A 26,663-nucleotide genomic window follows, 5' to 3' on the forward strand; every position below is an offset into this window, starting at 1 on the left:
TGGGTCCGGAACGCCTGCACGGCAGCCCCGAACGCGGTCAGGGGAACAACCGCTGCAACCGCGTGTTCGGCACGTCGACGTCGAACGCCTTCGGGTCGACACGTTCCCCGGGCGTCAGACCGAGAAGATCGCGCATCTCGTCGTGCTCGTCCGCGGACGGATCATTGGCGCTGGCCACGGCGTGCTCCCAACCCCACGATCCCCCGCAATCCTCGGCGGGTGCCCTGCCACGTCCGGTCGTGCATACCGCGCGCGGGGCGTCCGGATCGACATCGCCGATCGACTCCACGACGATCTCATGGATCCAGCTGTCGCCGAAGTCGTACTCGTAGGTCAGCTTCGAACCCACCTCCGGAAGCGCTTCGGAGACCGCTACGGTCTCCTCGGCCACGGTGTCACGGAGACCGAACATGAAATTGTCATTCATCTGGTCTTCCGGTAGATAGGTACGACCGGTCCGATTCCGGGTCCCCTCGGTGAACTGGTGCAGATGGCTGTCGTCCCAATCGAAGCACGCCTGGATGGTGTCGTGCAGGCAGCACAGGGGCATTGCGCCGTCGACGATGATCCGCCGCCACACCGGGGGCTTCATACCTCGCAGTGAGATCTTGAGGGTGTATCGACGACCCGGCTCATGCTCGACGACGTCACCCTCGCCGAAAAGCACGGTGAGTGCATGATGCACTGCCGGTTTCAGTGGATCAGGGACCCGGAATGCACCGCTTGTGACGTCCAAGAACCCGTCTTCGACGAGTTTTTGGGTCCGGGTGGTCACCACCATGTCGATGATGGCGAGCAACCCGTCGGGTGCCCCCTCGAACTGTGCCCGCCTCTCCTCCGGGTCACACGGCACGGGAGTGTCGCCGAGCCCCAGCATCAACACGACGGTGACCGCCTGATCGAACGTCTGAAGGAACGAGGCAAGGCCTGTGCTGCCGCGGGAAGACAGACTCGTCACCAGCCAGGCGGAGGCGACATCCCGGCGCAATGCGAGAAAGGCGTCGGGGTCGGAGTCCGGGTCGTGCCAGAGTCCCGCGGCCGGTCCGGGCGTGACGACGGTGGATCCGCTCACGAGAAGGCCCGTGCTCTGCGCGATCTTCCACGATTCCGACAGTCCCGCCACATCCCACATGGACCTCACCGGATGCGGCGGGTCGTCGGAGGAACCTCCGGTCGTGGAGCGGCGGGCCGCGGTGGTGACGGAGTGACCGAACAACGCTGCCGCTTCCGGGACCACAGCTAGCTTCAGTGCCCCCGTGGAGGTGACCGGTCGCGACGAACCGACCCAGTCGAGCAGTGCGGACATTTGCTGCACCAGTGGAAGCGCGTTCAGCGCAGCAACTTCGACGTCGGGGGCGATGCTGGGAACCAGCTCGTCCCAGGCCGCCTCCTCCGGTGCCTCGAGTTCGATGTACTCGTCCACCATGTCGATGCAGTGCGACAGATCTTCATCCGATCCGGTCCACAGGTCCGACTCGGCGAGGAAAAGCAGGTAGGCCGCCGCATGGCTTGCGATCAGATGCCGAGCGTCCTCACCGTGGAGCACCACCCCGAGCAGGTGGTCGATGTCCGACGGGCGCCACGCGGTCGCCGAGAACCGGATCGTTTCGTCTGCGAGTATGTTCACGGTCTGTTCGACGCTGGCAACACCCAGCGCGGCCACTTGCTCATCGGGCGCCACGTCGCTCTCGAGCAGCCACGCATAGAGTTCCGGGGCGAGCCGGTGGTATTCCTCGACAGCACCTTGCCGAGACCGATCCGCCAGCGAGATTACTGTCGCCTGGTTCTTCTGCTGCCGCTTCTTGGCCTTCGCGGCGCGTTTCTGCCCCGCTGAGCCTCTGTTCTTGTTGGACATCTCCGGCAGGCGAACCCTTCGTCGGCGTACGGTAGCGGGGGTTCATCCTATTTGTCGCGGGACCACGCGTCGATCGCGACCGCCGACCACTTGTCGCCGCTCACCGCGTACCGGACACTGCTCGGTAAGACCCGTCGACCGAAAGGCAATCGCGCGCCGTGGAGATGGTGATCGCCCGCAACCCGGACCCCGACTCACGGTTGCCGTTCCTCCTGCGGCTGCCTCTCTCGGGCGGACTGGTGTTCCGCACCTCCGATACCTGGCCACGCACCAAGGCACTGTTCTGTTATCCCGTCCCGACCGGTGAATGGCCCGACGACCCCGAGATCATCGAGCAGGTGGGGCTGCGTTCCTGTGTACGTCGCGGTGCTGCAATCGATGTAGTGCTGGATCGGGGCAGGGAGAACCGGTCTCAGATCGTCTTCACCAAAGCCCGCGGACGCGACGCCGTGTTCTGGCAATCGCCGCGCACCCGCAAGCAGGCGCGTCCGAATGTGCGCACCCCCACCGCTCGAGCTGCCGGAATCGCCGACCTGACCATCGTCGTCGATTCTCACGAGCGCTACGCCTACAAGTTCTCCGGTCAGCAGGTCGTCACCGTCAGCCGTGCGCTGCCGTGTGGCGACTACGGCCTCATGGTCGACGACCGGTTGGTCGCTTCCGTCGAACGCAAATCGCTGGCCGATCTGGTCGGTAGCCTGACCGGCGGCAAACTCCGCTTCGCGATGGCCGAACTCGCTGCCCTGCCGCGCGCTGCCGTGGTGGTCGAAGATCGCTACTCGGCGGTGTTCAAGTTCGAACGGGTCCGACCGGCGGTGATCGCGGACGGACTCGCCGAACTCCAGATCCGCTACCCGAGCGTGCCGATCGTGTTCTGTGAGACCCGGCAACTCGCCGAGGAGTGGACGTACCGCTATCTCGCGGCTGCGCAGGACTGGACCGGTATCGAGGATGCGGCCCGCGACCGGATCGCACCGCAGCAGAAGAATGCTGACGCCACGGAACCGTCCACCGCCGAGGTACGCACGTGGGCACGCGGGGCGGGCATCGACGTGCCGGATCGTGGCAGGCTGCGCCCCGAGGTGTGGGCCGCCTGGCGCAACGCCCACGGCTCCGACTGACTTGCTGATCCTGGCCACGAGCGGCAGCGCGATGGGCGTAGAACATGCGGTGCTCTTCCAGGCGCACGATCTGCAGGCACCGCCTTCCCTACCCACCCCGGCTGGGGTCGACGAATAGCTTCATCCGTCAAATCCCGGTCAGATCCACCGCCGCGTCCATCCTCCCCAGCTTGTGGGGATTCGCGATCCCGTAGAAGTGCGTGATCCTGCCGCCCTCCATCACGATGCTCACCGCCACCGTGCCGCCGCCGGCGGAGAGTCGTGCGCCCGGCATCCCATTGATCCGCGCGGCCGTCACCTCGAAATCTCGAACGTTCACGTACCGGACCAGCAGCGACGCCAGGCGCTCGGCTCCGACAATCGGTTTCCGCGACGCCGGCGCCAATCCGCCACCGTCGGCGATCGCCACCACATCCGGGGCAAGAACGTCCAGTAGCGCCTGCAGATCACCGGTGGTGACTGCCGCGAGGAATTTGTCGACCACCGCGGATTGCTCGACGGGGTCGACGTCCATCCGCGGTCGTCGTGCGGCGACATGTCGGCGGGCACGATGCGCGATCTGCCGGACCGATGCAGGGGTCTTCTCCACCGCCGCGGCGATCTCCTCGTACGGAGTATCGAATACCTCCCGCAACACGAACACTGCTCGTTCGGTCGGCGCAAGGGTCTCGAGCACGGTCAGCATTGCGATCGAGACGTGCTCGGCAAGTTCGACGTCGTCGGCGACATCGGGACTCGTGAGCAGGGGCTCCGGCAACCACTCCCCCACATATTCCTCGCGTCGTCGCGTCGACGCTCGAATCTGATTGAGCGACAACCGTGTCACGATCCGAACCAGATAGGCGCGGGCATCGCGCACCTCGGCACGATCCGCCGCGTCCCACCGCAGCCAAGCTTCCTGGACGACGTCCTCGGCGTCGGCTGCGGAACCGAGCATCTCGTACGCGACCGTGAAGAGCAGGCTGCGGTGGGTGACGAACGGATCGTCGCTCATGTCTTCGACGCTACGGCGAGTGGGGCGAGATCGCAGCTCGCCGCATACTCTTCCGACCTCACGCCCAGTGCGATATTGGACCGAGTAGCGAAATTCGCGAACGCGATGTGTGCCGTCAACTCGACCAGCGCCGCCGGGCCGAGCGCATCGAGCAACCGGGCCGACAACTCGTCGGTGACGGTCGGCGGAGTAGAGCTCATCGCTTCGGCATACTCCATCACGTCGCGTTCGAGCGGTGTGAACGCAGCGGACTCGCGCCACCGCGGGACCTCACGCGCCTTCGTCACATCGAGGCCCTTGTTGTGTGCCTCGAAATATCCGTAATCGAGGCAGAATTCGCATCCGACGAACGCCGCCACCGCCATGTTGGCGAGCGACTTCAAATTCTCGTCGCATCGATCCCACTTCTTCACCTTGCGACCGACACCGAGGCTGAAGTTCATCACCTTCTTGTTGTGCCACAACACGGCTACACCGTCAGGTACGTTGCCGACCATACGTCGCGATATGCGTTTGACGAGTTCGCCGTAGACGCCGGTCATCTCTGCCGTCGGGATCCTGGTGGTCATGGTTCCTCCGATCAAAAGTGGCTTCGACATGAAGACACCGGCGACATCGGAAATGTGACAGCCGCTGCCAAGAATTCAGGGCCGGCATCGCCGACGTCAGACCGCCCCGGCAGTTGTCAGTGATCGTTCGTCGAAAGCAGATCGCGAGTGATCTCGAGTTGCCCGAGGTGCTGGGACAGCTCACGCACGATATGCAGGAGCACCCACGTCGGACTGGCAGTCTGTGCGTTGTTTCGCGTAGTACCGATGGCGGTGCGATCGCGGATACCTTCGGTCAGTGCGATTCTCACCCAGCCGGGGAATCGTCGACGCAGCCGTTCGATCTCGTCACACAGGTCTCGCGGGTCGCCTTGCGCCTCGAACTCGGCATCTCGGTCGCGTGGGATGCGCAGGCCGGCGATCAGCGATCCGCCCCAATAGTCGGTCATACCGACACAGTGGGTGACGATGGCATATGGACTGTTGGCGCCGGGTAACGCCGGAACGGTGTTCGCCACCTGATAGCTCATCCGAGACAGAATCTTCCGCATGTGTTCCAGCGACTCGTCCGCGATCGCCACCACGGCCTGGTGTATCTCGTCGACGTCGGTTTCTGCCATGCACGCGAGGATAACCCGATCACATCCCGGTGCTGGGCATCAGCGTGTATCGACTGTCAACGACGGGCACCACGCCCGGTGACAGCCTTGACCACGAACAACAAGACCACCGCTCCGAGCCGGCACGTCAGGAAACTGAAGATCAAGCCGCCACCCTCGACATCGACTCCGAACAGCCCCAACAAGAATCCTCCGAGCAACCCTCCGACGATGCCCACGACAATGTTGAGAATGATGCCTTGCTGCGCGTCGGTCCCCATGACCTTGCTGCCGATCCAACCGGCCGGACCCGGACCTCAACAGTACTGACGCCGAGTACCCATCGGGCAACGGATTCACACAATTCCGCGCTCGCCGCCACGGCACGGTATGACGCAGAAGCCTATTCCGAGTCCTCAGCGGCATACCCGGCCAGCAACTCACGCTCCGCATCGCGCTTCGGGAACACGAAGAACACCAGTGCTGCGCCAACGAGGACAATCGCGATCGCTGCTGCGTATGCGCGCGTGTCGCCGTCGAGGAACGCCGCGCGCGCGGCGGCGATGATCTGCTGCGCGTATTGCGGATACTGCTGTGCGATGTTCGCGGCGCCGGCGAAAGACTTCTCGAGTGCCGACTGCGTCTGTTCGCTGACCGACGACGCCTGCGGATTCGCGTCGATGGTGGCCGCGAACGACGCGGTGTACCCCGCGGTGAGCAGCGCACCGAGGATGGACTGCACGATAGCGCCACCGAGGTCGCGTTGCAGATCCGCGGTACCCGACGCCATTCCGGCCCGCGACACCGGAACCGAACCCGTCAGCGAATGCGATGCCGGAGTCCCCGCCAGGCCGACGCCGGCACCGAGGAACATGAAGCCGAGCGCGATCACCCAGTAGTGGGCGTCCTCGCCCCACATGGTCAGGGCAACGACCAAGCCCACCACGATCGCGACGTACCCCAGCAACAGCGTAAACCTCGCCCCGTGTGCTTCGACGAGTTTCGCCGACTGCGGCGCCACCAGCACCATGACGAACGCCGCGGGCAACGCCGCCGAGCCTGCCGCGAGCGTCGAATAGCCAAGGACGTTCTGCAAATACTGCTGACTGATGTACATCGTCCCCATCAGGGTGCCGAACACGATGATGCCCGCAACGGCCGCGACCCAGAAGATCCGGCGACGCGCGACCCGCAGATCGAACAGCGGGTTCCGCGCACGTCGTTGCCGAAGCACGAACAGGACACAGGCCGCCGCAGCGATCACCAGCGCGGACACCGCAATTGTCATCATGCCGTCGACCGGAGCGAAGTTGATTCCGACGACGAGCGACCCCACCAGCACCACCGACACGATGCCGCCGAGATGATCGACAGGATCGGTGGACTCGTTGACGTGGCTCGGCACGAACACCACGGTCAGCCCGAGCGCCACAAGCGCCAGCGAAATCGTGACGAGGAAGACGGAACCCCAGAAGAACCCCTCCAACAGCGACCCTGCGACTAGCGGTCCGAGTGCGGTGAGTCCGCCGCCGATCGCCGACCACAATGCGATTGCACGGGTGCGCGCGGCACCCGACCACAAAGCGGTGATGAGCGCCAACGTCGTCGGGTAGGCGAGACCGGCGGAGATCCCCCCGACCACACGCGCAAGAAACAAGATCTCCTCGTTCGGTGCGAACCCCGCGACGAGCGACGCGGGGACCGACAGCGTCATGCCCAGCATCAGCATGGTCTTGCGTCCGTAGCGGTCGCCGATGGCGCCGAGGTAGAGCACGGACGCCGCAAGACCGAGCGAGTACCCGACAGCGATGAGGTTCAGGCTCGTCTGGGTTGCGTCGAACGCCTTCCCGATGTCGGGCAGCGCGACGTTCGCGACGGCGAGATTAAGGTTCGCCACCGCCGCGACGAGGATCAACGACGCCAGAACCAGCGGTGCCCGGGTGGGACTGCCCTCGTGGGGTGTGGTCACAGAACAATGGTGCGTGATCGGCTGTGCGTCCGGTCCGGTTCGCAGGAAGTCACCTCAGCCGATCTGACCGATCGACAGCACAGCAAATGACGATGGCAAGGGAACCTCGTTGGCGCGCATGGTTTCCTGCTGCAGGTCGTCGGCTCGGGGTAGTACTTCGGCGACCGAAGGTGAGGTGATCGCGCTCGGCCACATTGCCTGCAGCGCGTACGCGGCCGGAAGAGGTTTGTGGCGACAAGGCGTAACATCCAAGACCAATCGGGCGTTGCTGCGCCGCAAAGGCATCAACGCTGGTGATAATCACGCCCCCAAAAGCTATTCTGGAGAAGGGCCGTCCGCCTCGATGGAGTGCGCTACTGCGGTCTGGTGCGCAGCCAGACGCTCTCGAAGGCTTTGAAGCCGCGAGATCCGTTCGTCCAATCCGGAGAGCCGCTCTCGTACCGTGTCCAGTTCACCGGCGCAACGCGGTGACTCGATCAATGGCCGGTCCAAGCAGCCGTTCTCAATGTAGTGGCGGACATCCGTCGATGTGAGGCCGACCTCGAAGAGCCGCTTTATATTGTCGGCCCGGACGGTTGAGAGCGGATCGTAGAGCCGATAGCCGTTCGTGTCGCGGGAGGGTGTCAAGAGTCCCTGTTGCTCGTAGTAACGCAACGAGCGGGAGCTGACACCGATATGTTTCGCCAGCTCACCGATCTGCATTGTCTTCGGATGGGACATTGCTTCCTATTCTAATGCTCTGTTGAACTCGATGGGACCCGTCGAACCAGCGTCGGCGGAACCAACTAACTGGGCGGTACCCGAGGGATAGAAGCGAATCGAAAGGCCCATGACGACCAGCGTCACCAGACCGATCCCGGCAGCTGCGATCGCCGCACCGGTGCCACCGAAGACAGTGACCGCAGCGCCGCCCAGTGCGCCAGCAATGGCGATTCCGACGTAGAGGCCACTCGTATTCAGGGCGACGGCCTCGGTCCCGGCGTCGCCGGCCAGATTCAGCGCGCGGGTATTCATAGGCGGGTTGAATCCCCATCCGGCGAACCCGTACACCGCCAGAGCCGCGATCACCATCCAGATTGGGGCGGCCCCCTGCCCCAGCAGGCCGATCGTGGACAGGCCCACCGTGGCCAGGACCAATACGGCGAAGGTGGCGATCAGCGTGCTATCCGCTCCCCACTGGTCAGTCAGGCGTCCGCCCACGAAGGTACCGATCGCGCCCGCCGCACCGACTGTGCCGACGAACACCGCGAGCATTCCGCCGCTCTTGCCGCTGAGGGCCTCGGTGATGGGGCCGATGTAGGTGTAGACCAACAACCCGCCGCTGGCACCCATCACGGTGCCGATCACGCAGGTCAGGATGGCAGGACGCGACAGAATGCTCAGCTGTTGACGCACTCCGATCTCCGGCGCTCCGGCCAGGTGCGGAAGTAGCGCGGCGCAGGCGATCAGCACAGCCACGGTGAGCAGGGCGACCGCGACGAACGTCGAGCGCCACCCGAAGGTGGTCCCCAGTAGCGAACCGATCGGCACCCCCACGAACAGGGACACGGTCAGTCCTGCCGCAACCACGCCCATCGCCTGGCCCACTCGTTCGGGGGCGGCGAGTCGTCCTGCCATACCGAATACCGCGGGCGTGATCGATGCGGCCACCAGGGCGGCGAGTACCCGCAGCACCATGAGAGCAGCGTAGGTGGGGGCGAACGCCGTCACGATGTTCAGTGCTGCAAAGGCCAGCAGGCCTCCCACGATCAGCGTCTTGCGCGGCCACCGGGCCGTCACTACAGCGATGGGAGGCGCGGCCACCGCGTAGGTGATCGAGAAGACGGTGACCAGCTGTCCCGCGGCCGCTTCGCTCACGTGCAGGTCAGTGGCGATAGCCGGCAGGAGGCCGGCGATGATGAAGTCATCGGTGCCGATGACGAACGTGACCAGTAGGAGGCACAGCAGCCATCCAGCCCCCTCGCGATTCGTGTGCTTCTGCGAAATCATGGAACGACCGTAAAAGGTTGACGTCAGCGTCAAGGTCAACCTCTGTGGCGCTGTCCACACGGTGCTTCCACCTGCGACCGCGCACAGATTTCGGCCAGTTACTGATCCACAGTGGTTCCACGGTCGCACGGCAGGCCGCGCGGTCACTTCCTCCAGAACAAGTGGTGAGTGACGCCGCTCGGACTGGGCACCACGTCGAGGTGGAACCGATCGAGTAACTCGTCGGGCGACTCCCACAACCGAAGGCCACTACCGAAGGTCACGGGCGACACCACCACATGCAGGGTGTCGACGAGATCCGCGTCGAGGAATTCCTTGATGGTGGTGACCCCTCCGCCGAGTCGGACGTCCTTGCCGTCCGCGGCCGTCTTTGCTTGCTCGAGGACCATCGCCGGATCTCCGTCGACGAAGTGGAACGTGGTATCGCCGAGCGTGAACGACGGGCGCTCGTAGTGGGTCATCACGAACACCGGCGTGTGGAACGGCGGTTCGTTACCCCACCATCCGAGCCATTCGTGATCGGCCCAGGGGCCACGTTGCGGACCGAACTTGTTTCGCCCCATGATCTCGGCGCCGATGTTGTGTGTGAAGTCGCGTGCGAAGTAGTCGTCGAGGCCGCGACTTCCACCGGGCTCGGTGCGATTGGGCCAGCTCGCCGTAGCACCGGCCCACGCGAGCAGATCGCCGTGGTCGAGACCGAACGGGCTCTCGAAACTCTGCTTTTCACCTGCAGCGATGCCGTCGCTCGACACGGTGAAGTTCTGGACTCTCAGCAGTTGACTCACTTCGGTTCTCCACGATTCGTCGTTGATGACACAGCTGTTGATGACACAGGATGAGACTCTCCGCGTCAGCGAAAGTCATCACGCGTCGCGACAACGAACGTGCTCCCGCGACGGCGGAACATAAGGGTCGTGCGTCAGCGAGGCGCCCAGAGGCCGGCTGAGCTAAGAACCGGTGAGCCCGCCACCGTCGGTCGACCCGGTCGCGATTCCGATGAGAATCGCAAGAAGCGGGTTCAGCACATTGCACCGTAGCGGTTCCGAATTGCACCCCCAATTGTCGATAACCGGGAGTGGCGACACCGGATCCGCAGCAGCAGTCCCCACCGACCCCAGGCAGAGCGACACAGACACAGCACCGACCAGAGCGAGCTTTCTGAACATGATGCACCCTTCGACGTTGTGTCGATCTCGATAATTCGCCTATGTATCGCGGTCGACGGTGCAGCGTTACAAGGCCAATGACACACCACGACAAGCCTTCACGTTGTCGCCCACGACCGGAAGGAGCATCATGCCTGCATGTCGATACTCGGTCTCATCACACTCGTCCTGCACGGAACTCTCGCCGGCACGTACTACTCGTTCTCGATGTCGGTGATCCCCGGGCTCAAAGCGATCGACGCCGACGCAGCCGACCTCGCCATGCGGAGCATGAATCAGAAGATCCTCACCCCGTGGCTGTTCGTACCCTTCTTCGGTGCTCCGATCCTGGCTCTCGTATCCGGGTTCTTCGCAGAGGGGTCGTCAGCGCTGTGGTTCTTCGTCGCGGCAGCGGTCAGCCTGGTCGGCTCCCTGATCGTTACCGTCATCGTCAACGTTCCGTTGAACAATTCACTCGCTTCCACACGTATCGGATTCGCTGAATTCCATCCCCGCTGGAACACATTCAATATCGTGCGTACGGTATCGTCCCTCGCGTCGCTCGTTCTTGTCGGTGTGGGACTCATCGGCTGAAGCAAACTGGGGGGAAGGACCAAGATGCGGTCGGTATCGACAAGGCGAATCAAGACCACGGTCGTTGCTGGAGCAATTGCGGCGATGCTGGCAGCCACTGCCGGTGGCGGCATCGCGTTCGCGCAGGATCAGGTATCGAGCGATCCCATCGTCGCGACGCAATCCCTGCTTGCGGATCCGGTGTCGCCGAATGGCTCCCGAATCGTCTCGAGCGAGATCGACGGACAGTATCTGACCCTGCAGGTCCACTCCGCCGCGATGCGCAAGGACATCACGGTCCGAGTCCAGCGTCCACGCGACGCATCTACTCCTCGGCCAGTGTTGTACCTGGTCAACGGCGCCGGCGGCGGCACCGATTCTGCAACGTGGTGGGCCAACACCGACGTCGGCGACTTCCTGAAGACGCAGGACGTCAACGTGGTGATGCCCATCGGCGGCGCGTTCTCGTACTACACCGATTGGAAGCGCGAAGATCCGAACCTCGGCCTCAACAAGTGGCAGACGTTCTTCCTCGAAGAACTTCCGCCCCTGGTCGATGGCGCGCTGGGCACCAACGGGGTGCAGGCCATCGCGGCGAACTCGATGACGGCAACCGCGGTGCTCCAATACGCAATCGCCAAGCCCGGATTCTATTCCGCGGCGGCCGGTTACAGCGGCTGCGCACAGACATCCGATCCGATCGGCAAGGAATTCGTCAAACTCGTCGTCGAAACCTGGGGTGGCGGCGACGTCCGCAACATGTACGGCGAGGACGACGATCCGGCGTGGGTGGAGAACGATCCCGTGGTCAATGCCGAAGGTCTACGCGGAACCGAGCTGTTCATCTCCGACGCCACCGGACTGCCCGGCCCGCACGAAACCCTCGGCAATGAGTTCACGATCGAAGAACCCGACGCGAGTGTCGAGGATCAGGCGCTCGCACTGGCGAACCAGGTCGTGGTCGGTGGAGTGATCGAGGCCGCGGTGCACTGGTGCACGACGAACCTGCAGAAACGTCTGAACGAACTCGAGATCCCGGCAACCTTCGACCTGCAGCCCCAAGGGACCCATTCGTGGGGCTACTGGCAAGACGCCTTCCACCAGTCCTGGCCGCTCCTCGCCGACGCACTGAGTTTGCCGCCCACCCAGTGATTCGCCCCGATCGGTCAGTGCGGATCGATCACTACGTTGGAACCTCGGTGAGATCAGGGCCCGCTGGGAAAGGAAGGGCGAACTCCTGCCCGACGTCGCCTATTGCATCGGACACCGCGGTGGTGACGATGACACAGTCCTCGTAGAGGTGCCTGATCCGCACGGTGTGCCCGCGGTAGTGGAATCGGTTCATCAGGAAGCGCAGGCCCAGGTCGTCGAGCACCTCCTCGGCTGCGTTCCAATCAGGGACCGATGGGAGGGGCCGACCCAGGCGGTCGATCGGAATGAGGTCCGGTTCCTGAGATTCGAGGTCGATCCAACCGATGATCTCCCCGTCCTCACGACGGTGCGGAATCCAGTGGCTGGGAATGTCGCTCATGGCCTCACCGTATCCGGAAGGTCAGGACAGAGACACCAACGAACACGAACAGCCGACCGGCGGTCGATGACGTTCACCGAGCCTGTCGCCGAGAATCAATCCTGCTTCGGTACCCAATGGTCGTTCTCGAGCTCGTACTTCTCCTTGACCGCCCCGTACGCGGCGCGCTCGGCGTCCTCGCCCTCGCCAACCCGCTCGGCCGCAGCTTCGTAGGCAGTCCCGTACAGCTCCTGCACCTCCTTCGACGATCGACGCAGCGTGTGCGGAAGCTCGAACCGATCCACTTGGACACCTCTTCGTCGGCGACGGACGTGCTGTCATCCATTGTGGGTCGGTTGGCGGCGCCGCGGTGCAAATCGGGCCACTTCGACAATGAGAGGATCGGGTATGGCATCCGTGACCGGCGACTTCGAACTGACGCACGATGAACTGCGCGTAGTGGCCCGCTACGTCGCCGAGTCCGCGCAGGAGGTGCTCCCCTTGTTCGAGGGCACCACACCGGACGATCCCCGACCGCGTGCCGCCCTGGATGCCGCTTGGGAGTTCATCAACGGTGCGCGCCGCACCAAACGCCAGCGTGTCACCTCGATGGACGCGCACCGCGCGGCCGGCGACGCACCCACCGAGATCACCCGTCTGGCGGCACAAGCCGCCGGCGACGCCGCCTCGGCTGCCTATCTGCATCCGATCGCGAAGGCCCACCAGGTCGGGCACATCCTTCGTGCGGCAGCCAACGTAGCGCGTATCGCCGAGATCGAAGCCGGCGACGACCCTGCCGTCGGGGACGAGATGATCGAGCGGGCGCGTACACGAGCAACGCCGGTGTTGATCGACGTGCTGTGCCGGTATCCCGTTGTGCCGACAGGCAGGAGCCGTGCTGCGCACCTCATGACCGTCCTGGACGCCTCGCTCCGAGCCTCCCGCTGATTCCGACCCCTACCCGACGGCGGTCCCCTCCAGCTCGATCATCAGACTGGGGATCGCCAGCCGTGTCACCCCGAGCAACGTGCTGGTCGGCGCCACCTCGGCAGCGGCCAGCCGCGAGGTCAGTAGTCCGTAGTGTGGGAAGAGCAGATCGATGTCGGTGGTGTAGACGTTGAGCCGGACCAGGTTCGCGAGGGACATACCGCCCTCGCCGAGCACAGCCTCCAGGTTGTCGAGACTCAGCGTCAACTGTGCCGCCATGTCGCCGTCATGCTGAGGCTCACCGTCACTGTTCGTCGCAGTCTGCCCTGAGCAGTACAGCGTCCGGGTGTGTCCGGAGACGATCTCGCCCTGGTTGAATCCCATCTCCATCGACCACTTCACCGGGTTGACCGCAATACGTTCCATTGCCACATCAGCTCCATTCGATTCGACAGTGCGTGCGTCCCAGCAGCGCGGAAGCCACCGTGACGGACCAAGCCTCCCAAATATTTACGACACCTTGTGTCGTATATTCCTGGCTCGGCATTGGTTGCGCTGAACCGTTGCCTTCTGGTGAGCAAACGTGAACACGCTCGGTGTGCTCGGCTGGTTCTCGACGCGATCTTTTTTCGTGGTGCGCGGCGGTATCGCGTGCACGACGGATCGCCTCGACCACCAACGGCCGTCCTCGGCACCTTCAGCGACGGACAACACCCCTCGCCGGAGGAGCCCACACATGCTGGGTTCTGGCGATGTGCGGACCGCTAGCCTTTCACTGTCCCGCATCACACGAGCGCCCACCCACATTTTTCCCGGGGATGCCGCTTCTGGCGGTGTGTCGAAACGACGACACGACCGCACCGATCACCGCGACGGCCGCAGACGCAGCCACAACGACGACATCCGACACGTTCCGGCCGAAGTCCGCGACACCGGTTTCGATCCGGTACTGAACTGCGATCGGCAGGAGGCCATCCGCCTCGGGGTCACGCGCAACGAACAGCAACACCACACCGAGAACAACGGACAACACCCCCGCAATGATTGCGTGCCAACTGTTGCTCCAGCGTCCGATAGTTAGTTCACGCGGGGTGAGGAAACTGCGGAGCCTGCCGGACCGCCTCTTCCACACGAGCGCAAGCACAAGCAACGGAAGGGCCATTCCGGCCGCATAGATCGCGAGCAGAATGGCCCCGTAGACTGGATTCGCTCCCACAGCGGCGACCATCAGCACTGAGCCGAGGATCGGGCCGGTGCATACCCCGGCAACTCCGTAACCCGTACCCAAGACATAGATCGTCCATACACGCCCGGCATCCCCGGTCTGTCCGCTTCGCGACAGCCCCGGAACCGGGATGCCTGCCAGCTGCACCGCTCCGAAGACGACGACCACAGCGGCGACGATCGTGAGCAGCAGCCCGCGGTTCTGATTGAGGAATGCACCGGCCGTACCGGCGAACACGCCCAGCGGAACAAGGGTCGTGATCATGCCGAGGTAGAACACGCCGGTGCGTGCGACAAGGGTGGCAGGGTGCGAGAAGGCATAGGCGAAAAAAGCCGGGAGCAGCATCACCGAGCACGGCGACAACAGACTGAGTACACCACCGAGAAACGCGCCGAGATAGCCGATGTCCATCAGTTGCCTCCGTCTAGCTGCGCGTCCAGAACCTGCTCGAATGCGTAGAGGGGTTGCGCGCCCTGGAGGACCTCGGTGCCGACGATGAATGTCGGTGTCGCCGTCACGCCGAGGGACTGGGATTCGGCCCCCTCTCGTCGGACCGCGTCCGCCAGCGCGGGATCATCCAACGCCGCGGTGAACTCGCCGACGTCGACCCCTTCCACTTGGCCGGCGAGACCGATCAGCGCGTCGCGGCTGTAGTCCTGCGACCCGGCAACCGTATGTTCGAACATCTTCTGATAGAACTCCCAGAACAGGTTCTGTTCCGCCGCTGCGCGTCCCGCCATCGCGGTGCTCTCGGAGTTGTCGGTGAGGATAGGGGTGTCCCTCCATTCGAAGCGGACGTGACCGGGCTTGATGTAGTCCTCGAATAGTGTCGGGAACGTCTCGACGGCGAAGACCCCGCAGTACGGACAGGTGAAGTCCGCGTACTCGATGATCACGATGGGAGCGTCGACGTCGCCGATGGCGAAGGGGTCGTTTCCGTCCCGGCGCGCGAGATCTGCCAGCTGATTCGATTGCTCGGTCGACTGCGAGGTAGCTGTGGATTCGCCGCCGCTCTTCGTCTGCGAGCCGATCGCGATACCGACAGCCAGCAGCGCAACAACGATCGCGCCAACGGCTACGAGTTTCCAGGGGAGTGAACGCGTGGGAGTGGCCTTCTCGGAGATTTTCTTGCTCCTGACATATCGGAGGTTGGGGCGTCACTGCTGTGATGTGGGCACCTGGGACGAGGACCCTCTTGCGATGCACTGGGACAGAAGAACGACTGGGACAGAGATCTACTATGCAAGGTAGTCGACTATGAAAGGTAGTCGACTATCGGGCATAGTAGAAGAATGAGTCGCATCACCCGCTGGGCGAGCCGGCAGAAGCTGTCGCTCCGTCTCGCCGCCCGCGCCCTGCGCGATTGGGGTCCCAGGCAGATGATCACAGCAACCGTGGCGGCCACAGCCGTCGGTGCGACGGTCGGTATCGCCACCGTCCTGATCCCGAATCCTGTTTTCACACGCGAAATCCTGCCGGTGCCATGGAACTATCCGGTGTGGGCGGTCACATCGATCCTGACCGGAATCCTCATCGCCACGTACGTGCGCCCCGCCGAGACTGCCCCGAACGAGCACGCAGCGGAGCGTGCGACGAGCCACGACGATTCGGACCGATACAGCGCACGCCTCGGCGGAGCCGCCGGGGTCCTGGCCTGGTTCGCGGTCGGCTGCCCAGTCTGCAACAAGATCGCACTTCTCGCCCTCGGATACACCGGGGCACTGACCTGGTTCGCTCCCCTCCAACCCGTGCTGGCGGTCGCCGCACTCTGGCTGTCCGCCCTCGCTGTCCTCTGGCGGTTGCGAGGGCAGGCCTCCTGCCCTCTCCCCCGCTCCCGGGAGGTGGTGGCGTCATGACGTCAGACGAACGAGCGCGAGCGTTCGAGCCGGTGCGCCTCGGCGCACTGGAACAGCAGGTCATGGACGTGCTGTGGGATCACGGAGCATGCACGATCCGGCAAGTCATCATCCATCTGGGAGACAACTTGGCATACACCACGATCGCCACTGTCTTGACCAACCTCGAGCGCAAGCGACTCGTGCGCTCGGAGAAGCACGGGCGGTCGGTGTTCTACACGGCGCTCCACACGCGTGAGGTTCACGCCGCTCAGCTCATGGAGCAGGCACTGTCCACCAGCAACGATCGCATTGCGTCGATCGTGCATTTCATGGACTCGATCGATCCTCATGACGCGCAACGATTGCGAGACTATCTCGCACAGAGAGGGAGCCAGGAATGAACCTCCTCGTCCCGGCGCTCGTTGCCGTCGTCGTGATTGCGGCCGCGGTAGGCGGGCCGACGCTCGTGCGTTCCGCAGCGCCGCTCCTGATGCGGATACCTCGCACGGCGATACTCCTGCTCACCGGCAGTCTGCTGCTGTGGCTGCTGGCGGCAGCGTCACTGAGCCTGATGACGGCCTGGATGGTCACCGGCCCGAGCCTGCTTCCCACGCCGCTCGCCGACGTCTGCCAGCAGTGCCTCGATGCGGCCAACCCGTTCGCATCGAACACCGTGAAGACAGCTATACCCGTCCTACTGCTGCTCTTCGTTCCGGCACTCGCTCTCCTCACACTCATCAGCGTGGGAGCGTCTCGGTGGATGCGCCGCAGGCGCGCCACACGCTCTGCCGCCCAGTCGGTTTCCGACCAGGCTCACAGCACGTATGTCATCGGGCACCGCGTCATGCTGCTCCACGATCCGCAACCGATAGCGTTCTCCCTGCCGAAACGATCCGGCGGCATCGTCATATCCGACGGACTGTACGCGGCACTCGAACCCGACGAACTCGCGGCAGTCCTCGCTCACGAACAAGCCCACCTGCGGCAACACCATCACATGATCCTGACCTTCCTCGATGCCCTCGTATGGCCGATGCGACGAGTGCCTCTGATAGCGACCATCGCCGACAGCATTCCGCACTACTTGGAGATCGCAGCAGACAACGCCGCGCGTAGCCACTGCGGGACGCCCGCCCTCGCCAAGGCACTGCTCAAAATCGGTGCCCGGGAAAGCGGTCCGATCGAACCATTGGGGTGCCCTGCCGTCGGTACGGAACTCCACGCGGCCGGCCCCGATCGGATCGGGCACATCGTGGCTCCGTCCCGTATTCGTTCTGCTGTGGTGCCGGTGTCGGCGCTGGGAATCCAACTGGCCGTATTCACGATCGTCACGGCTGCTGTCCACGGGCCGTACTTCCGTGTCGTCCTCGCGGGTTGTGGTCTATCCGCATAGCCAACGCCATCACGGAATCCAGAGTTCGTGTGGCTGATCGCAGCTGCTGGCAGAAAACAGCATTCGACACGCATCGATAACCTACCAGCGCAGATGCGGCGAAACCTTGCGCGCGTTCCGTCGCCCTCTGTGCTGCGACTCGCCCGACGCCGCGCACCCATCCCTAGCTTCGACGACTACACCGACCACTATCTACTACATTCTGTAGTAGCCATGGCGTACCGGGTACGACACGGAAGGTTCAGATGCCAGTCAGAGCCGTAAGGACGACCAGGTTCTTCACCGCGAGTCACGCACTCGTTGACGCGTAGCGTTGGTCCCGATGTCCCATGTGGGAGTTGTGAGGGACTGACAGACCGCAAGCTCGCTCTGGGGGCTCTAGGTTCATCTGCTGCCGCAGACTCCACATTCCTGCTGTCGGAGGTCATCTCTAGACTCCGCATTGGTCTCACGATGAACACAGGGGGCGAAGGTGCGGGTGCGGCAGGTCTGGATTCGTTTCTGTAAGAGTGTGTTTGTGAACGCTGATACTCGAGGCCACCGGCGTGGCTAAAGACAACTGAAGTGGACTCCTGGTAGGTCAGTAGGTGCTTACGCCACGACCAAGCCAGGAGCCACGTTGTCATCATCGCTCATCGAGCTGCGCCCGTCATGTCCTACCCCCGACAACGACGCCGGGCACCGGTACCGGGTGGATCCGTCCTCGTCGGTCACCGACACCCATTGGTCGATCCTCGAACCGCTGCTCCCGCCGCCGGTAACCACACCGAACGCGGAGGACATCTCGAAAAGCACTGCCGTCGGCTGGTTCTCGACGCGATCTTTTTCGTGGTGCGCGGCGGTATCGCGTGGCGGCAACTGCCGTCGGAGTTCCCGCCGGCAATGACCGTCTACGCGATCTTCGCTCGGTGGGTCCGATCCGGCGCCTGGTAACGGATCCACGATGCCCTACGCGAGGCTGCCGAGTGGACGAGGGGCGCGACCCGATGCCGACGGCCGCGATCCTCGACTCGCAATCGGTGCGAGGCGCGGACACCGTGCCGAAGTCGAGTCGCGGATACGATGCGGGCAAGAAGGTCAACGGACGCAAGCGGCACCATCACGAGCGAGCATCGGGAACGTCGACCCAGAAGGTGCCCGATGCCAACCGGTGAGCAGGCACCGGCATCCGGTCCTCGAGGAACCATCGGTGCGCGATCTGCGGATGCACACCCTGCGTACGCGCCACTCGGCCGGCTTCACGTACGTACTGATGTGCACATTCGATCATGTTTGTTCACAGAATGTCGGGCAGTTCGCAACCCTTCCGCGACCGCACCGCTGCGATCGTGCGCATCGCTCAACACACTTATCCCCAGGTGTGGAAGAACGGACAAACACGGCGAAATGGTCGAGGTGTGCTCGAGGGCACCCGTCATCCTGCACTTTCCAAGCCGGCACCGAACCAGTTTCACGTCGAGCACAACTTCGATGCTCGATCGCCCCAGAACGCACGACCTGATCGCTCTCACCGTGCACTCGAGTAGAGCCACTCAGGACACCTGGTCGACCGCGCCGAACAATGAACACATGACCTCGATGAGCCACGACCGTGCCGGCGAAGGCGCACAACGGTCCACTCGTCGCACGATCGATGCCGTCGTGACCACTCTGTTCATAGTCGCGACGATCGTGTTCGCCGCCGTTGCGTTCGTCCTGTCCCTGCTCTTCCCGATGGCGACGGATTCGTGCAGCCCGGACGGCTGCCGGGAGGGCTATCTCACCGCTGCGTTCGCAGTCACCTGGGGTGGCATCGCGGTAGCTGTCGTCGGCACCGTCATGGGAGTCGTCGCTGCCGCGCGACGTCAGGCGATGATGTGGGTGTGGCCGCTACTCGGTGCCACGATGATCATGGTGGTGGTCATCGTCGGCCTGGATCTCGCGGAACGTGCGGGAGGATGAATCGGCCGCCTCGGTCTTCGTCGTCGAACAGGGGAGAATATCTCGGACCGCCGTATTTGTCGTGACAGGTGAGTTTCCACTGCACCTATAACCCAAAACGAGGCCCGGAACTCTATCGAGTTCGGGGCCTCGTTCATTGCAATTCATCGAACTGCATTCTGTGTGGGGTCCACGAAGCCTGGTCGGCCCGGGTAACCCGCGGAGCGGTCCAGAGCATTGTCCACCGATCTCCCGAGATTTTGCGTGATTGTCCTGGGAAGGTACGTGTCGCACTTCCGGGCCCTGGTTCGCGTCACGGCTCACTCCGCCGCGGCGCCTCGTCGTCGACGTTGCCGGACGAGCGGATCTGCCACGGTGGACCCCAGACAGACTCGAACTGGTGTTCGGTGAACGTTCCCGAAGATTCGCCCCGGTGCAGACACGCCGATGGGGCGATCGGCGGTAGCCGGTCGCCCCATCGGAGGTAGCGCGGGTCAGGTTCGCGGAGGAGTTTTCGTCGGATCACGACCGAGGTCGCGGGCGAGTTGCCGCATCCGCATGTCGATCGATTCGGCACGCAACGCCGCACGGTTGGCGTAGCTGCGTTGTACCGCCCAGTTGGCGGTCGCGACCGACAGCGCGATGATGAGTTTGAGCATCGGTTCGCGCCGCGGCGCCCAGGTCAGGTCCTGGTAGCCGGTGACGTGCTGCGACTTCGGGATGCTGAAACGCTGCTCGGTCAGGGCGCGGGCCGCCTCGTAGTAGGTGGCGTGTTCCCACGATCCGGGTACCAACCCAAACTGAGCTCGCTTGAACTGTTCATCGGTCAAAGTCACGGTGGTGGAGGACTTTTCACAGCAGGTGTACTGCGTCGCCGGCCAGGTCGGCTCCACCAGCGGTGCGTCGACGGGTGCCGAGGTCAGTGATTCTGGCTTGAGCGGGCAGCGGCAGCGTCCCTGCACCGCCGGGCACACAAGATCCAGCTTGACGACCTGGGCCGGCGACGGGTCCCCGAGCCGCGGGCGTCCCCGGGTAGGACGTGCCAGCTTGGGACGCGAGTTGGTGCCCATCAGCAGTGGAAGCAGGTTCGCCAGGCGTCGATCGTGTGCGCGGAACCCGTCGGATTCGAGGAGGTCGCGGGTGCGGTGCACGAGCACGGGCCCGAGCTTGGGGGTCGCTGCCGGGCAGTAGAAGGCTCCGTGCCCCTGCACCGGTCCAGGAAGCTGCTGCCCGGACGGGGCACCGGGAGGAACCGAGGAGGGCAGGACCTTGGTCCAATGCTTCGGGTAACGGGAGACGTGGGCGTACCTGCCGTCGAGCATCAGCCGTCCGAAACCCGACGCGGTGATGTAGCCCATATCGGTGGTCAGCAGCGGCCAGGCGTGTCGACCGCCCCGGCGACAGTCGAAGCCGTTGCGGTGGTGATGTTCGAGCGCGTGAGAAAGGCCGTCGACATCGGCGGCATTCGGGTGGTGGATGTCGATCGCGGTGATCACCGGGGTCACCGCGTGAAGGGCGTGGCGCGGCCCGATCCGGGTCAATGCCGTGACACCGACGCTGAATCCGGCCTTGTGGGTCTCGATGACCGTGGCACCGGTGCTGTCCACCTTCTTCCTGCTCTGCACGTGGTACCTGCCGAGATACGCTGCACCCCTGCGCTTGTCTGGCCTGCTGCCGAGACCGGCGGATGGACCGGCCAACCGGATGATCGTCTCGTCGGCCACCACGTCCCCCACAGCCCTCTCGGGGTGCGCGTCGAGGACACTGCCCGCGACGATCCGGTTGGTCACGGTCCTTGCCCGCTCCACGGCGGCTGCACTGATGTCGCGTTGCTCGGCGGTCCGCTCACTGACCTGCCTGCGGTGCGTCTCGTTCGTCACTCGTTTGGCCGGTAGATCCGATCCCGAGTCGAGCGGCCTCAGGCGCGAGTTCAGCCACCCGTCGAAGACCTTGTACTCACGGTTCCACTGCTCCAGCACGACCGACAGGTCCTCGCCTGCCATACCGACCGCCGTCAGCTGACGCTCGGTGAAGTTCACGATCGCTCCCAGAATCTGCTTGATACTGGCTGTCCGCCCGAGCATCAGCAGGGTCAGGGCGGCGACCAACACCGCACGAATCGTGTACCGCGGGCCTTTCCGGGGCCGCCCACCAGCGCCGCGCTCGTCCTCCCAGTACCCCTCGATGAGGCGATCGGCGCCCCCGCGGTCAATGACGGTCAGTGCCTCGTCGAACAGATCGTGGTCGAGTTCGTACTCACGGATGATGGGAGAGATCACTGCTGCACCGCCCGCAGGTAGGAGCTCAGCGCATCGATGTCCTCGACCACGTCGAACGCCCTCACCAGCCGGTGCAGGTCCTCACGCGAGACATCCGCGAGGGAGGTGAGGATCGCAGCCGGAACCCGACTCGCCATGTCGACGACCCAGCGGTTGCGCAGCGCTTCGAAATCTATTGGCGGACAACCACGCTTGCTGAGGCGTTCGGACACCCGATTCACCGCGTTCCGCTCGACGTAGACTCCGTCGGGAGCGAGCACGAACGCCTCCGCGCGGTGCCCTTCACACACCCTCAGCAGCCGCAGCGCCTTGCCGTCATCCACGATCGGCACCCGCCGCACGCGCCGACCGGATGAGGTGACGGACACGACCGCAACAACCACACCGTCGGGAAGGTTCCGGGCGGCGATGTCACCGAAACGCAGGCGCCGCAACTCCGCGGCCCGCAGTCCGGCCCCGGTTACCAGGTCGAGAACAACCTGCGCGCGGCGCGTGAAGGAACTGTCACGCTGCGCCCACCCGTAGGCGTTGACCTCGTCCTCACGTGAGGCGACACGAAACGTCGCTCCCTTGACCGCCCCCGGCGTCACACTCAGCCGACGAATCTCGGTCAGGGACCGGCAGCGCAGCGGCGGGAACAATGCCGGATGCACCACCCGGCCCGCAGCGGTCAGGTAGGCGCGGTAGGTCGGTATCGACACCGGGGACCAGCCACGCGGGTTCATCGCGAGCACCCGCTCGATCTCCCTCGGCATCAGCACCGTGTCCGCGTCGACGGTGCCGCGGTCATCCGCATCCAATTGCAGGACCGTCGCCAACGCGGTCACCGCGTCACGATCCGCGGCCGGCGCCTGTGGCGGGGTGCGGACCCAGATCCCGATGGCGACCGCCACGGCCCGCTCGGTGTGCACCGACGACGGCAATACCCGGCCCTGAGCTGCGAGGGCATCGGCACGGCGACGGTGAGCGTCGTCGATGTCGGTCCACGACGCACTCGCCGGGGCCACGGTGGAACCGGCAGGCGACGCCGTGCCCTGCTCGCACGAGGATGCCCGCACCCGCTGGGCGACACCCGACATCGATATCGGCCCCTCGACCGGCGACGCCGACTTCATCGCGGCATGGCGTCCCATCAGCGATCACCCCCCGAAACGGTGGAGGTCGTTCGGTTGACATCGAACTGCGGGCACGGTGAAATAGGCACAGCGAAACTCCCTGCATCATCAGGATCGAGATTTGCTAGGACAGCGGCATACACCGCTGAACGAAAGTCGATGGATCAAGCCGGGGGGCAACCCGGCTTCTTCCATGTCTAGGGTCCGGCGATCACACGTCGGCCACCCCCTCCGCAGGCTCCCCGGACACCGAAGTCGACGGGAGAGATTCCGGGCCGAGCGGATTGCGCTGGCCGTACTCGCGGATCGCCTGACCACCGACCGAACTGATGGTCCGCTCCATCTGGTGGGCGTACTCGAACAGCATCGCTGCTGTGGATGCGGGGAGCCTGAGCTCAACCCGGACGATCTCGTCAGCGGCGACCGCACGGGTCACGTGCCGTCCGAAACGGGCGGGCCTGACAAGAATCATCGGAGAAGCTCTTTCTGTTGTTTGGTGCTGGTCTATTCAGTTTTTGGTGCTGATCATCTCCGATAGCCGGGACTATACCGGTTGGAACCGGGATCCCGGAAGTCGAAACGACAACGATGTAATTCCCCTGGTACGAGGCCCCACGAGGCGTTGATGGACCCGCCCGTCGAGGCCGCGCGGCCATCGGATCCACGACGCGATCACACCGTCCCTGGCAGTCGTGTCGCCCGGCACCGAACAGGGGTGGACCCTCATCAGGCGGGAGGGGCGCCGACCGACCACCGCGACGCCTCGCCGGCCCCGTGTCCGGATATGCTTACCGAAGCATCGAATCAGGCTTCTGGCCAGGGGTTTCTCATGTGGCCGTACGCCCTGCCTCGATGACTGAACCGACCGACACCTCGACTATCGCTCTCCACACACCGGCGAATGACACAGCCAACCCCGCGACCGGGTCTCGCTACCGCCAGGTCGCCGACCGTCGCCCGATCGCGCGCCGGCCGCCTACGTCGATTCCCACTCGGCCGCAGCAAGTGCCTCAACCGCCCGTGCGATGTCGGCCGCGCAGCAGGCGCTCCGGGACAGCCACGTCACGATCGACACCGGCCGGCCCTCGACGAGAAGCGCCGGGTGCGGCCGGGTGAGCAGCGCCTGCACGGTCAGTGGGTGCAGATCCCGTCCGAGGTGGGCAACGACCGCCTCCATGTGCGGGACCTGGCCGGTATCAGTGAACTGTGCCGGGAGCAGCAACCGGCGACGGTCGACGTCGAACGCCCACAAGGTGCCGGCCGCGATACGCTGGACCCGAACCTCGGCGACACCCAGCCGGACCGCTGCATCGGAGATCGACAACGACGTCACGACGAGGTTCGCCATCCGAATATCGCGGTCAAGGCGCGCCAACGCCGAGGCCGCCGGATCTGACGTGAACCCGGCACCGTCGAGAACCTTCGCGTCGTACCCGGACAACGCCGGGCCGGTTCCGTCCCCGAAGGGCGTGCGCAGGCCGACAAGGATGCGAGCCAACCCGGCGCGACCGAGGTCGACGCCCGTCACCTCCCGCAGGGCCGACTCGAAGTCGAGATCGCCGCGCAGATAGCGGGCCTCGGCCGTCGATGCACTGTCCACTGGAACCGCCCGCTCCTTCGTTGCCGAACGCACCTACAGGCTAGGGCCACAGTCGCGGTCAGCCATCCTCCATTGCCCTGCTACCCCGCCCATCTCGACGTGGGACCGAACCACCGGAAGCCCTGCACCGTGACGCTATCCGACATACCGCTGAGAAGCGGACTGAGCAGCCGGGTCCTGGGCCGATCGTGGCCGACGCGGTACACCCGAACCCGATCATCCTGTGGCACGCGCTGCGCGCAGCCGTGAACGTACGCTGTCTGGCTACTCACCCCGCAACACGATCTCCGCGACCGCACCGTCGTCGACGGATCACGACCGGACACCCCATCGACACCCACTCACCCTGGCGCGCGCCGATGTTGCACGGTGGGCCGTGTGACCCATGATCACGTCGCAGTGTGCGCCGTACCCGCTCACCCACTCCATCGCGAATGCGGACGACGCCCGGCGAACTCCGCGGTCGCGGAACCTTTGCATTACGGTGCTTCACGCTTCCACACCATCGGGTAGTCCTGAACACATCTGCTGCCCAATCATTCTGACTCGACACCAGGCGGTTGCGCCCACCAATCGCGCCGCAATGGTGACCCGTGGTCACGATCGCATTCGACTTCACCGCACATGGCGGGCGGGTCAGTTCCCGCGCTTGGCGGCCTATCCCGCGTACCATCGTGGGACGGGCCAGGCAGGTGCGGCCGTGATGTCCGCGGCCCACCGTGTGCGAGGGCTGGCCGCCTGCAGCAGGTGCTGCAACGCCGCAGCGTCTGCGAGGTTGCGGGCCTGCTCGTCATCGAGGTCGGGTACAACCGGACGCGGAGGCACCGCGATGTTCACGGCAATGTTGTCGCCGGGGCGTTCGAATGCCGTCTTGGTTGCTGCGGCGACGATTTCGGTGTTGATGCTCGCGGTCTCGGATGCGTTGAGCGTGTACGGGCCCCGATGGTAGAGGCCCGGCCGGAGCATGGCGAGGAGGACGTGTGGTCCAACCGGATACAGGACCACGGCGCTGCCGATCGCGCCAACCGAGACTGACCGCGGTAGCGGTGGTCCTGCGAGGAAGACCACCGGTTCGTCACAGGTGACGAGTGGAGATGCGGTCCGGTAGACCGCCCATTCTCGTTGGTAAAGGGCGTCCGCGACGACGTTGCGCACATCGGTGATCATCAGGTCGAGCGCCTCGTGCTTCGGATCGTCCTGCCGGCGGTTCATCGACTCCTCGATCTGTGCCTGACTCCACTGTGGGTTCGCCTTCTTCAAGAACAGACGCTTGGCAGAGTCCGGTCCCTCGACGAGGAGAAGTGTCCGCTGCCGGTTACCGACCGTCCGGGTGACCTGCAGGCCGAGGAACACCGATAGGTCCCGTTTCAGCGCTTCATCGGACACCACTCCGGCACCCCATGCTGTGAGTACATCCAGGTGGCGGGTGGATTCGGATTCAATTCTCCCCAGGTGGGTTTCGATCCACTTCAGCGGAAGGTCCATCGTGCCGTCGACTTCGGGCAGGCTGTAGAAGTTGTTCCGGTACGCAACCTCCTTCGGAGGCTGCGGTCGATGAACCTGCCGGGAGTCGACCTGGATCGGCTGCACCATTCCGTCGATTGCCCACCGCCGCAGGTACATCTGCGGGATGTGGTGGTGCTTCCTCCCTTGCTCGGAGCGACCGATGCGCCGTGATTCCTCGACGAACTCGTCCTCCAGCCACGGGTGCTCGAACCGCATCGTTCCGATGAGCGTCGTCAGGCTGGGAAGCATGGGCCGCAGTGTAGGGACCGGGTCCGACACCCGACCCCAGCGTCGTCGTCCTCCTCCCTACAGGCGATCACCGGGACAGCAGCGGGATGATCTCCGCTGCGACACCTCACACCTGCAGGCGCAACGGCATCTCTCCCGCCGCAGCCACTGGCTGCACGCGACCGGGGCCCGCCGGAGCCGGCACCAGTTCCGAGCTTTCGTACGCCTCCGTCGGGGGAGGTCAAGATGTGAGCCAGACCGGAGGAAGTCCCTCCGGGCATCGCGAAGGACTGGGAGACTGGATGGGGCGTTCACCCAACCGTCTGACC

The 26,663-nt window shown here is 64.5% G+C and carries 30 protein-coding genes; 10 read left to right on the top strand and 20 right to left on the bottom strand.

Going from position 1 to position 26,663, the window contains the following annotated elements:
- Nucleotides 1-37: 37 nt before the first annotated feature.
- Nucleotides 38-1,855 carry a plasmid pRiA4b ORF-3 family protein gene (locus tag ACZI8W_RS06025; RefSeq protein ID WP_463367592.1) on the bottom strand — a complete coding sequence of 606 codons (1,818 nt, stop codon included), beginning with the start codon at nt 1,853-1,855 and terminating at the stop codon, nt 38-40.
- A 164-nt stretch (nt 1,856-2,019) separates the two neighbouring features.
- On the opposite strand from ACZI8W_RS06025, the gene ACZI8W_RS06030 reads away from it, so the two are divergent.
- Nucleotides 2,020-2,976, top strand: coding sequence for an ERCC4 domain-containing protein (locus ACZI8W_RS06030; protein WP_463367927.1), 957 nt, complete (start codon nt 2,020-2,022; stop codon nt 2,974-2,976).
- A gap of 127 nt (nt 2,977-3,103) precedes the next feature.
- On the opposite strand, the gene ACZI8W_RS06035 is transcribed toward ACZI8W_RS06030, so the two are convergent.
- The 9 genes from ACZI8W_RS06035 to ACZI8W_RS06075 form a co-directional block, all read right to left on the bottom strand.
- Nucleotides 3,104-3,970, bottom strand: a complete 867-nt coding sequence (locus tag ACZI8W_RS06035; RefSeq protein WP_463367593.1) for an RNA polymerase sigma-70 factor — start codon at nt 3,968-3,970, stop codon at nt 3,104-3,106.
- Entirely contained in the window at nt 3,967-4,539 is a 573-nt protein-coding gene (locus ACZI8W_RS06040) for a carboxymuconolactone decarboxylase family protein (RefSeq protein WP_463367594.1), read from the bottom strand. The genes ACZI8W_RS06035 and ACZI8W_RS06040 overlap by 4 nt, the downstream gene beginning before the upstream one ends.
- A gap of 116 nt (nt 4,540-4,655) precedes the next feature.
- Complete coding sequence (locus ACZI8W_RS06045) at nt 4,656-5,138, bottom strand: DinB family protein (protein ID WP_463367595.1); 483 nt, start codon at nt 5,136-5,138, stop codon at nt 4,656-4,658.
- A gap of 56 nt (nt 5,139-5,194) precedes the next feature.
- Complete coding sequence (locus ACZI8W_RS06050; protein WP_463367928.1) at nt 5,195-5,413, bottom strand: GlsB/YeaQ/YmgE family stress response membrane protein; 219 nt, start codon at nt 5,411-5,413, stop codon at nt 5,195-5,197.
- A 107-nt stretch (nt 5,414-5,520) separates the two neighbouring features.
- Nucleotides 5,521-7,086: an MFS transporter gene (locus tag ACZI8W_RS06055; RefSeq protein ID WP_463367596.1), complete on the bottom strand. Its 1,566-nt coding sequence runs from the start codon at nt 7,084-7,086 to the stop codon at nt 5,521-5,523.
- A 54-nt stretch (nt 7,087-7,140) separates the two neighbouring features.
- Nucleotides 7,141-7,281, bottom strand: coding sequence for a hypothetical protein (locus tag ACZI8W_RS06060; RefSeq protein ID WP_463367597.1), 141 nt, complete (start codon nt 7,279-7,281; stop codon nt 7,141-7,143).
- Nucleotides 7,282-7,401: 120 nt separating this feature from the next.
- Nucleotides 7,402-7,806 carry a MerR family transcriptional regulator gene (locus ACZI8W_RS06065; protein ID WP_463367598.1) on the bottom strand — a complete coding sequence of 135 codons (405 nt, stop codon included), beginning with the start codon at nt 7,804-7,806 and terminating at the stop codon, nt 7,402-7,404.
- Between the two features lie 6 nt (nt 7,807-7,812).
- On the bottom strand, nt 7,813-9,075 hold the full coding sequence (locus ACZI8W_RS06070) for an MFS transporter (protein WP_463367599.1): 1,263 nt from the start codon (nt 9,073-9,075) through the stop codon (nt 7,813-7,815).
- A 143-nt stretch (nt 9,076-9,218) separates the two neighbouring features.
- Entirely contained in the window at nt 9,219-9,860 is a 642-nt protein-coding gene (locus tag ACZI8W_RS06075) for a dihydrofolate reductase family protein (RefSeq protein ID WP_463367600.1), read from the bottom strand.
- Nucleotides 9,861-10,379: 519 nt separating this feature from the next.
- On the opposite strand from ACZI8W_RS06075, the gene ACZI8W_RS06080 reads away from it, so the two are divergent.
- Nucleotides 10,380-10,814 carry an anthrone oxygenase family protein gene (locus ACZI8W_RS06080; RefSeq protein WP_463367601.1) on the top strand — a complete coding sequence of 145 codons (435 nt, stop codon included), beginning with the start codon at nt 10,380-10,382 and terminating at the stop codon, nt 10,812-10,814.
- A gap of 24 nt (nt 10,815-10,838) precedes the next feature.
- The gene (locus ACZI8W_RS06085; protein ID WP_463367602.1) at nt 10,839-11,945 is read left to right on the top strand and encodes an alpha/beta hydrolase; all 1,107 of its coding nucleotides are present in this window, start codon (nt 10,839-10,841) and stop codon (nt 11,943-11,945) included.
- 31 nt (nt 11,946-11,976) lie between these two features.
- Here the strand turns inward: ACZI8W_RS06085 and ACZI8W_RS06090 are convergent, their stop codons facing one another.
- Together ACZI8W_RS06090 and ACZI8W_RS06095 are read right to left on the bottom strand one after the other, a co-directional pair.
- Entirely contained in the window at nt 11,977-12,324 is a 348-nt protein-coding gene (locus ACZI8W_RS06090) for a hypothetical protein (RefSeq protein ID WP_463367603.1), read from the bottom strand.
- Nucleotides 12,325-12,419: 95 nt separating this feature from the next.
- Nucleotides 12,420-12,608 (bottom strand): ChaB family protein, encoded by a 189-nt coding sequence (locus ACZI8W_RS06095; RefSeq protein ID WP_463367604.1) that lies wholly within the window; start codon nt 12,606-12,608, stop codon nt 12,420-12,422.
- Between the two features lie 103 nt (nt 12,609-12,711).
- Between ACZI8W_RS06095 and ACZI8W_RS06100 the strand changes: the two genes are divergently transcribed.
- Nucleotides 12,712-13,251: a putative immunity protein gene (locus ACZI8W_RS06100; protein ID WP_463367605.1), complete on the top strand. Its 540-nt coding sequence runs from the start codon at nt 12,712-12,714 to the stop codon at nt 13,249-13,251.
- 9 nt (nt 13,252-13,260) lie between these two features.
- On the opposite strand, the gene ACZI8W_RS06105 is transcribed toward ACZI8W_RS06100, so the two are convergent.
- The 3 genes from ACZI8W_RS06105 to ACZI8W_RS06115 form a co-directional block, all read right to left on the bottom strand.
- Nucleotides 13,261-13,656 (bottom strand): RidA family protein, encoded by a 396-nt coding sequence (locus ACZI8W_RS06105; RefSeq protein WP_463367929.1) that lies wholly within the window; start codon nt 13,654-13,656, stop codon nt 13,261-13,263.
- 346 nt (nt 13,657-14,002) lie between these two features.
- Nucleotides 14,003-14,866, bottom strand: a complete 864-nt coding sequence (locus ACZI8W_RS06110) for a cytochrome c biogenesis CcdA family protein (protein ID WP_463367606.1) — start codon at nt 14,864-14,866, stop codon at nt 14,003-14,005.
- Nucleotides 14,866-15,579 (bottom strand): DsbA family protein, encoded by a 714-nt coding sequence (locus ACZI8W_RS06115; protein WP_463367930.1) that lies wholly within the window; start codon nt 15,577-15,579, stop codon nt 14,866-14,868. The genes ACZI8W_RS06110 and ACZI8W_RS06115 overlap by 1 nt, the downstream gene beginning before the upstream one ends.
- A 168-nt stretch (nt 15,580-15,747) precedes the next feature.
- On the opposite strand from ACZI8W_RS06115, the gene ACZI8W_RS06120 reads away from it, so the two are divergent.
- The 6 genes from ACZI8W_RS06120 to ACZI8W_RS06145 all read left to right on the top strand — a co-directional run bounded on the left by ACZI8W_RS06120 (nt 15,748) and on the right by ACZI8W_RS06145 (nt 19,627).
- Entirely contained in the window at nt 15,748-16,311 is a 564-nt protein-coding gene (locus tag ACZI8W_RS06120) for a hypothetical protein (RefSeq protein ID WP_463367607.1), read from the top strand.
- A complete protein-coding gene (locus tag ACZI8W_RS06125; RefSeq protein ID WP_463367608.1) occupies nt 16,308-16,694 on the top strand; it encodes a BlaI/MecI/CopY family transcriptional regulator in 387 nt (128 codons plus the stop codon). The genes ACZI8W_RS06120 and ACZI8W_RS06125 overlap by 4 nt, the downstream gene beginning before the upstream one ends.
- Complete coding sequence (locus ACZI8W_RS06130) at nt 16,691-17,686, top strand: M56 family metallopeptidase (RefSeq protein ID WP_463367609.1); 996 nt, start codon at nt 16,691-16,693, stop codon at nt 17,684-17,686. The genes ACZI8W_RS06125 and ACZI8W_RS06130 overlap by 4 nt, the downstream gene beginning before the upstream one ends.
- 651 nt (nt 17,687-18,337) lie before the next feature.
- Complete coding sequence (locus ACZI8W_RS06135) at nt 18,338-18,619, top strand: transposase (protein WP_463367610.1); 282 nt, start codon at nt 18,338-18,340, stop codon at nt 18,617-18,619.
- Nucleotides 18,620-18,651: 32 nt separating this feature from the next.
- Nucleotides 18,652-18,840 (top strand): hypothetical protein, encoded by a 189-nt coding sequence (locus ACZI8W_RS06140; protein WP_463367611.1) that lies wholly within the window; start codon nt 18,652-18,654, stop codon nt 18,838-18,840.
- A 415-nt stretch (nt 18,841-19,255) separates the two neighbouring features.
- Nucleotides 19,256-19,627: a hypothetical protein gene (locus ACZI8W_RS06145; protein ID WP_463367612.1), complete on the top strand. Its 372-nt coding sequence runs from the start codon at nt 19,256-19,258 to the stop codon at nt 19,625-19,627.
- Nucleotides 19,628-20,100: 473 nt separating this feature from the next.
- Here ACZI8W_RS06145 and ACZI8W_RS06150 read toward each other — a convergent pair whose 3' ends face one another.
- From ACZI8W_RS06150 to ACZI8W_RS06170, 5 genes are all read right to left on the bottom strand, one after another.
- Nucleotides 20,101-21,885: a hypothetical protein gene (locus ACZI8W_RS06150; protein WP_463367613.1), complete on the bottom strand. Its 1,785-nt coding sequence runs from the start codon at nt 21,883-21,885 to the stop codon at nt 20,101-20,103.
- Nucleotides 21,882-23,018, bottom strand: a complete 1,137-nt coding sequence (locus tag ACZI8W_RS06155) for a hypothetical protein (RefSeq protein WP_463367614.1) — start codon at nt 23,016-23,018, stop codon at nt 21,882-21,884. Before ACZI8W_RS06155 ends, ACZI8W_RS06150 begins: the two co-directional genes overlap by 4 nt.
- 193 nt (nt 23,019-23,211) lie before the next feature.
- Complete coding sequence (locus tag ACZI8W_RS06160; protein WP_463367615.1) at nt 23,212-23,472, bottom strand: hypothetical protein; 261 nt, start codon at nt 23,470-23,472, stop codon at nt 23,212-23,214.
- 504 nt (nt 23,473-23,976) lie between these two features.
- On the bottom strand, nt 23,977-24,600 hold the full coding sequence (locus ACZI8W_RS06165; RefSeq protein WP_463367616.1) for a hypothetical protein: 624 nt from the start codon (nt 24,598-24,600) through the stop codon (nt 23,977-23,979).
- A gap of 657 nt (nt 24,601-25,257) precedes the next feature.
- Nucleotides 25,258-26,355, bottom strand: a complete 1,098-nt coding sequence (locus tag ACZI8W_RS06170; protein WP_463367617.1) for a DUF4238 domain-containing protein — start codon at nt 26,353-26,355, stop codon at nt 25,258-25,260.
- Nucleotides 26,356-26,663: the final 308 nt, after the last annotated feature.

The organism is Rhodococcus ruitaii, from assembly GCF_055230935.1.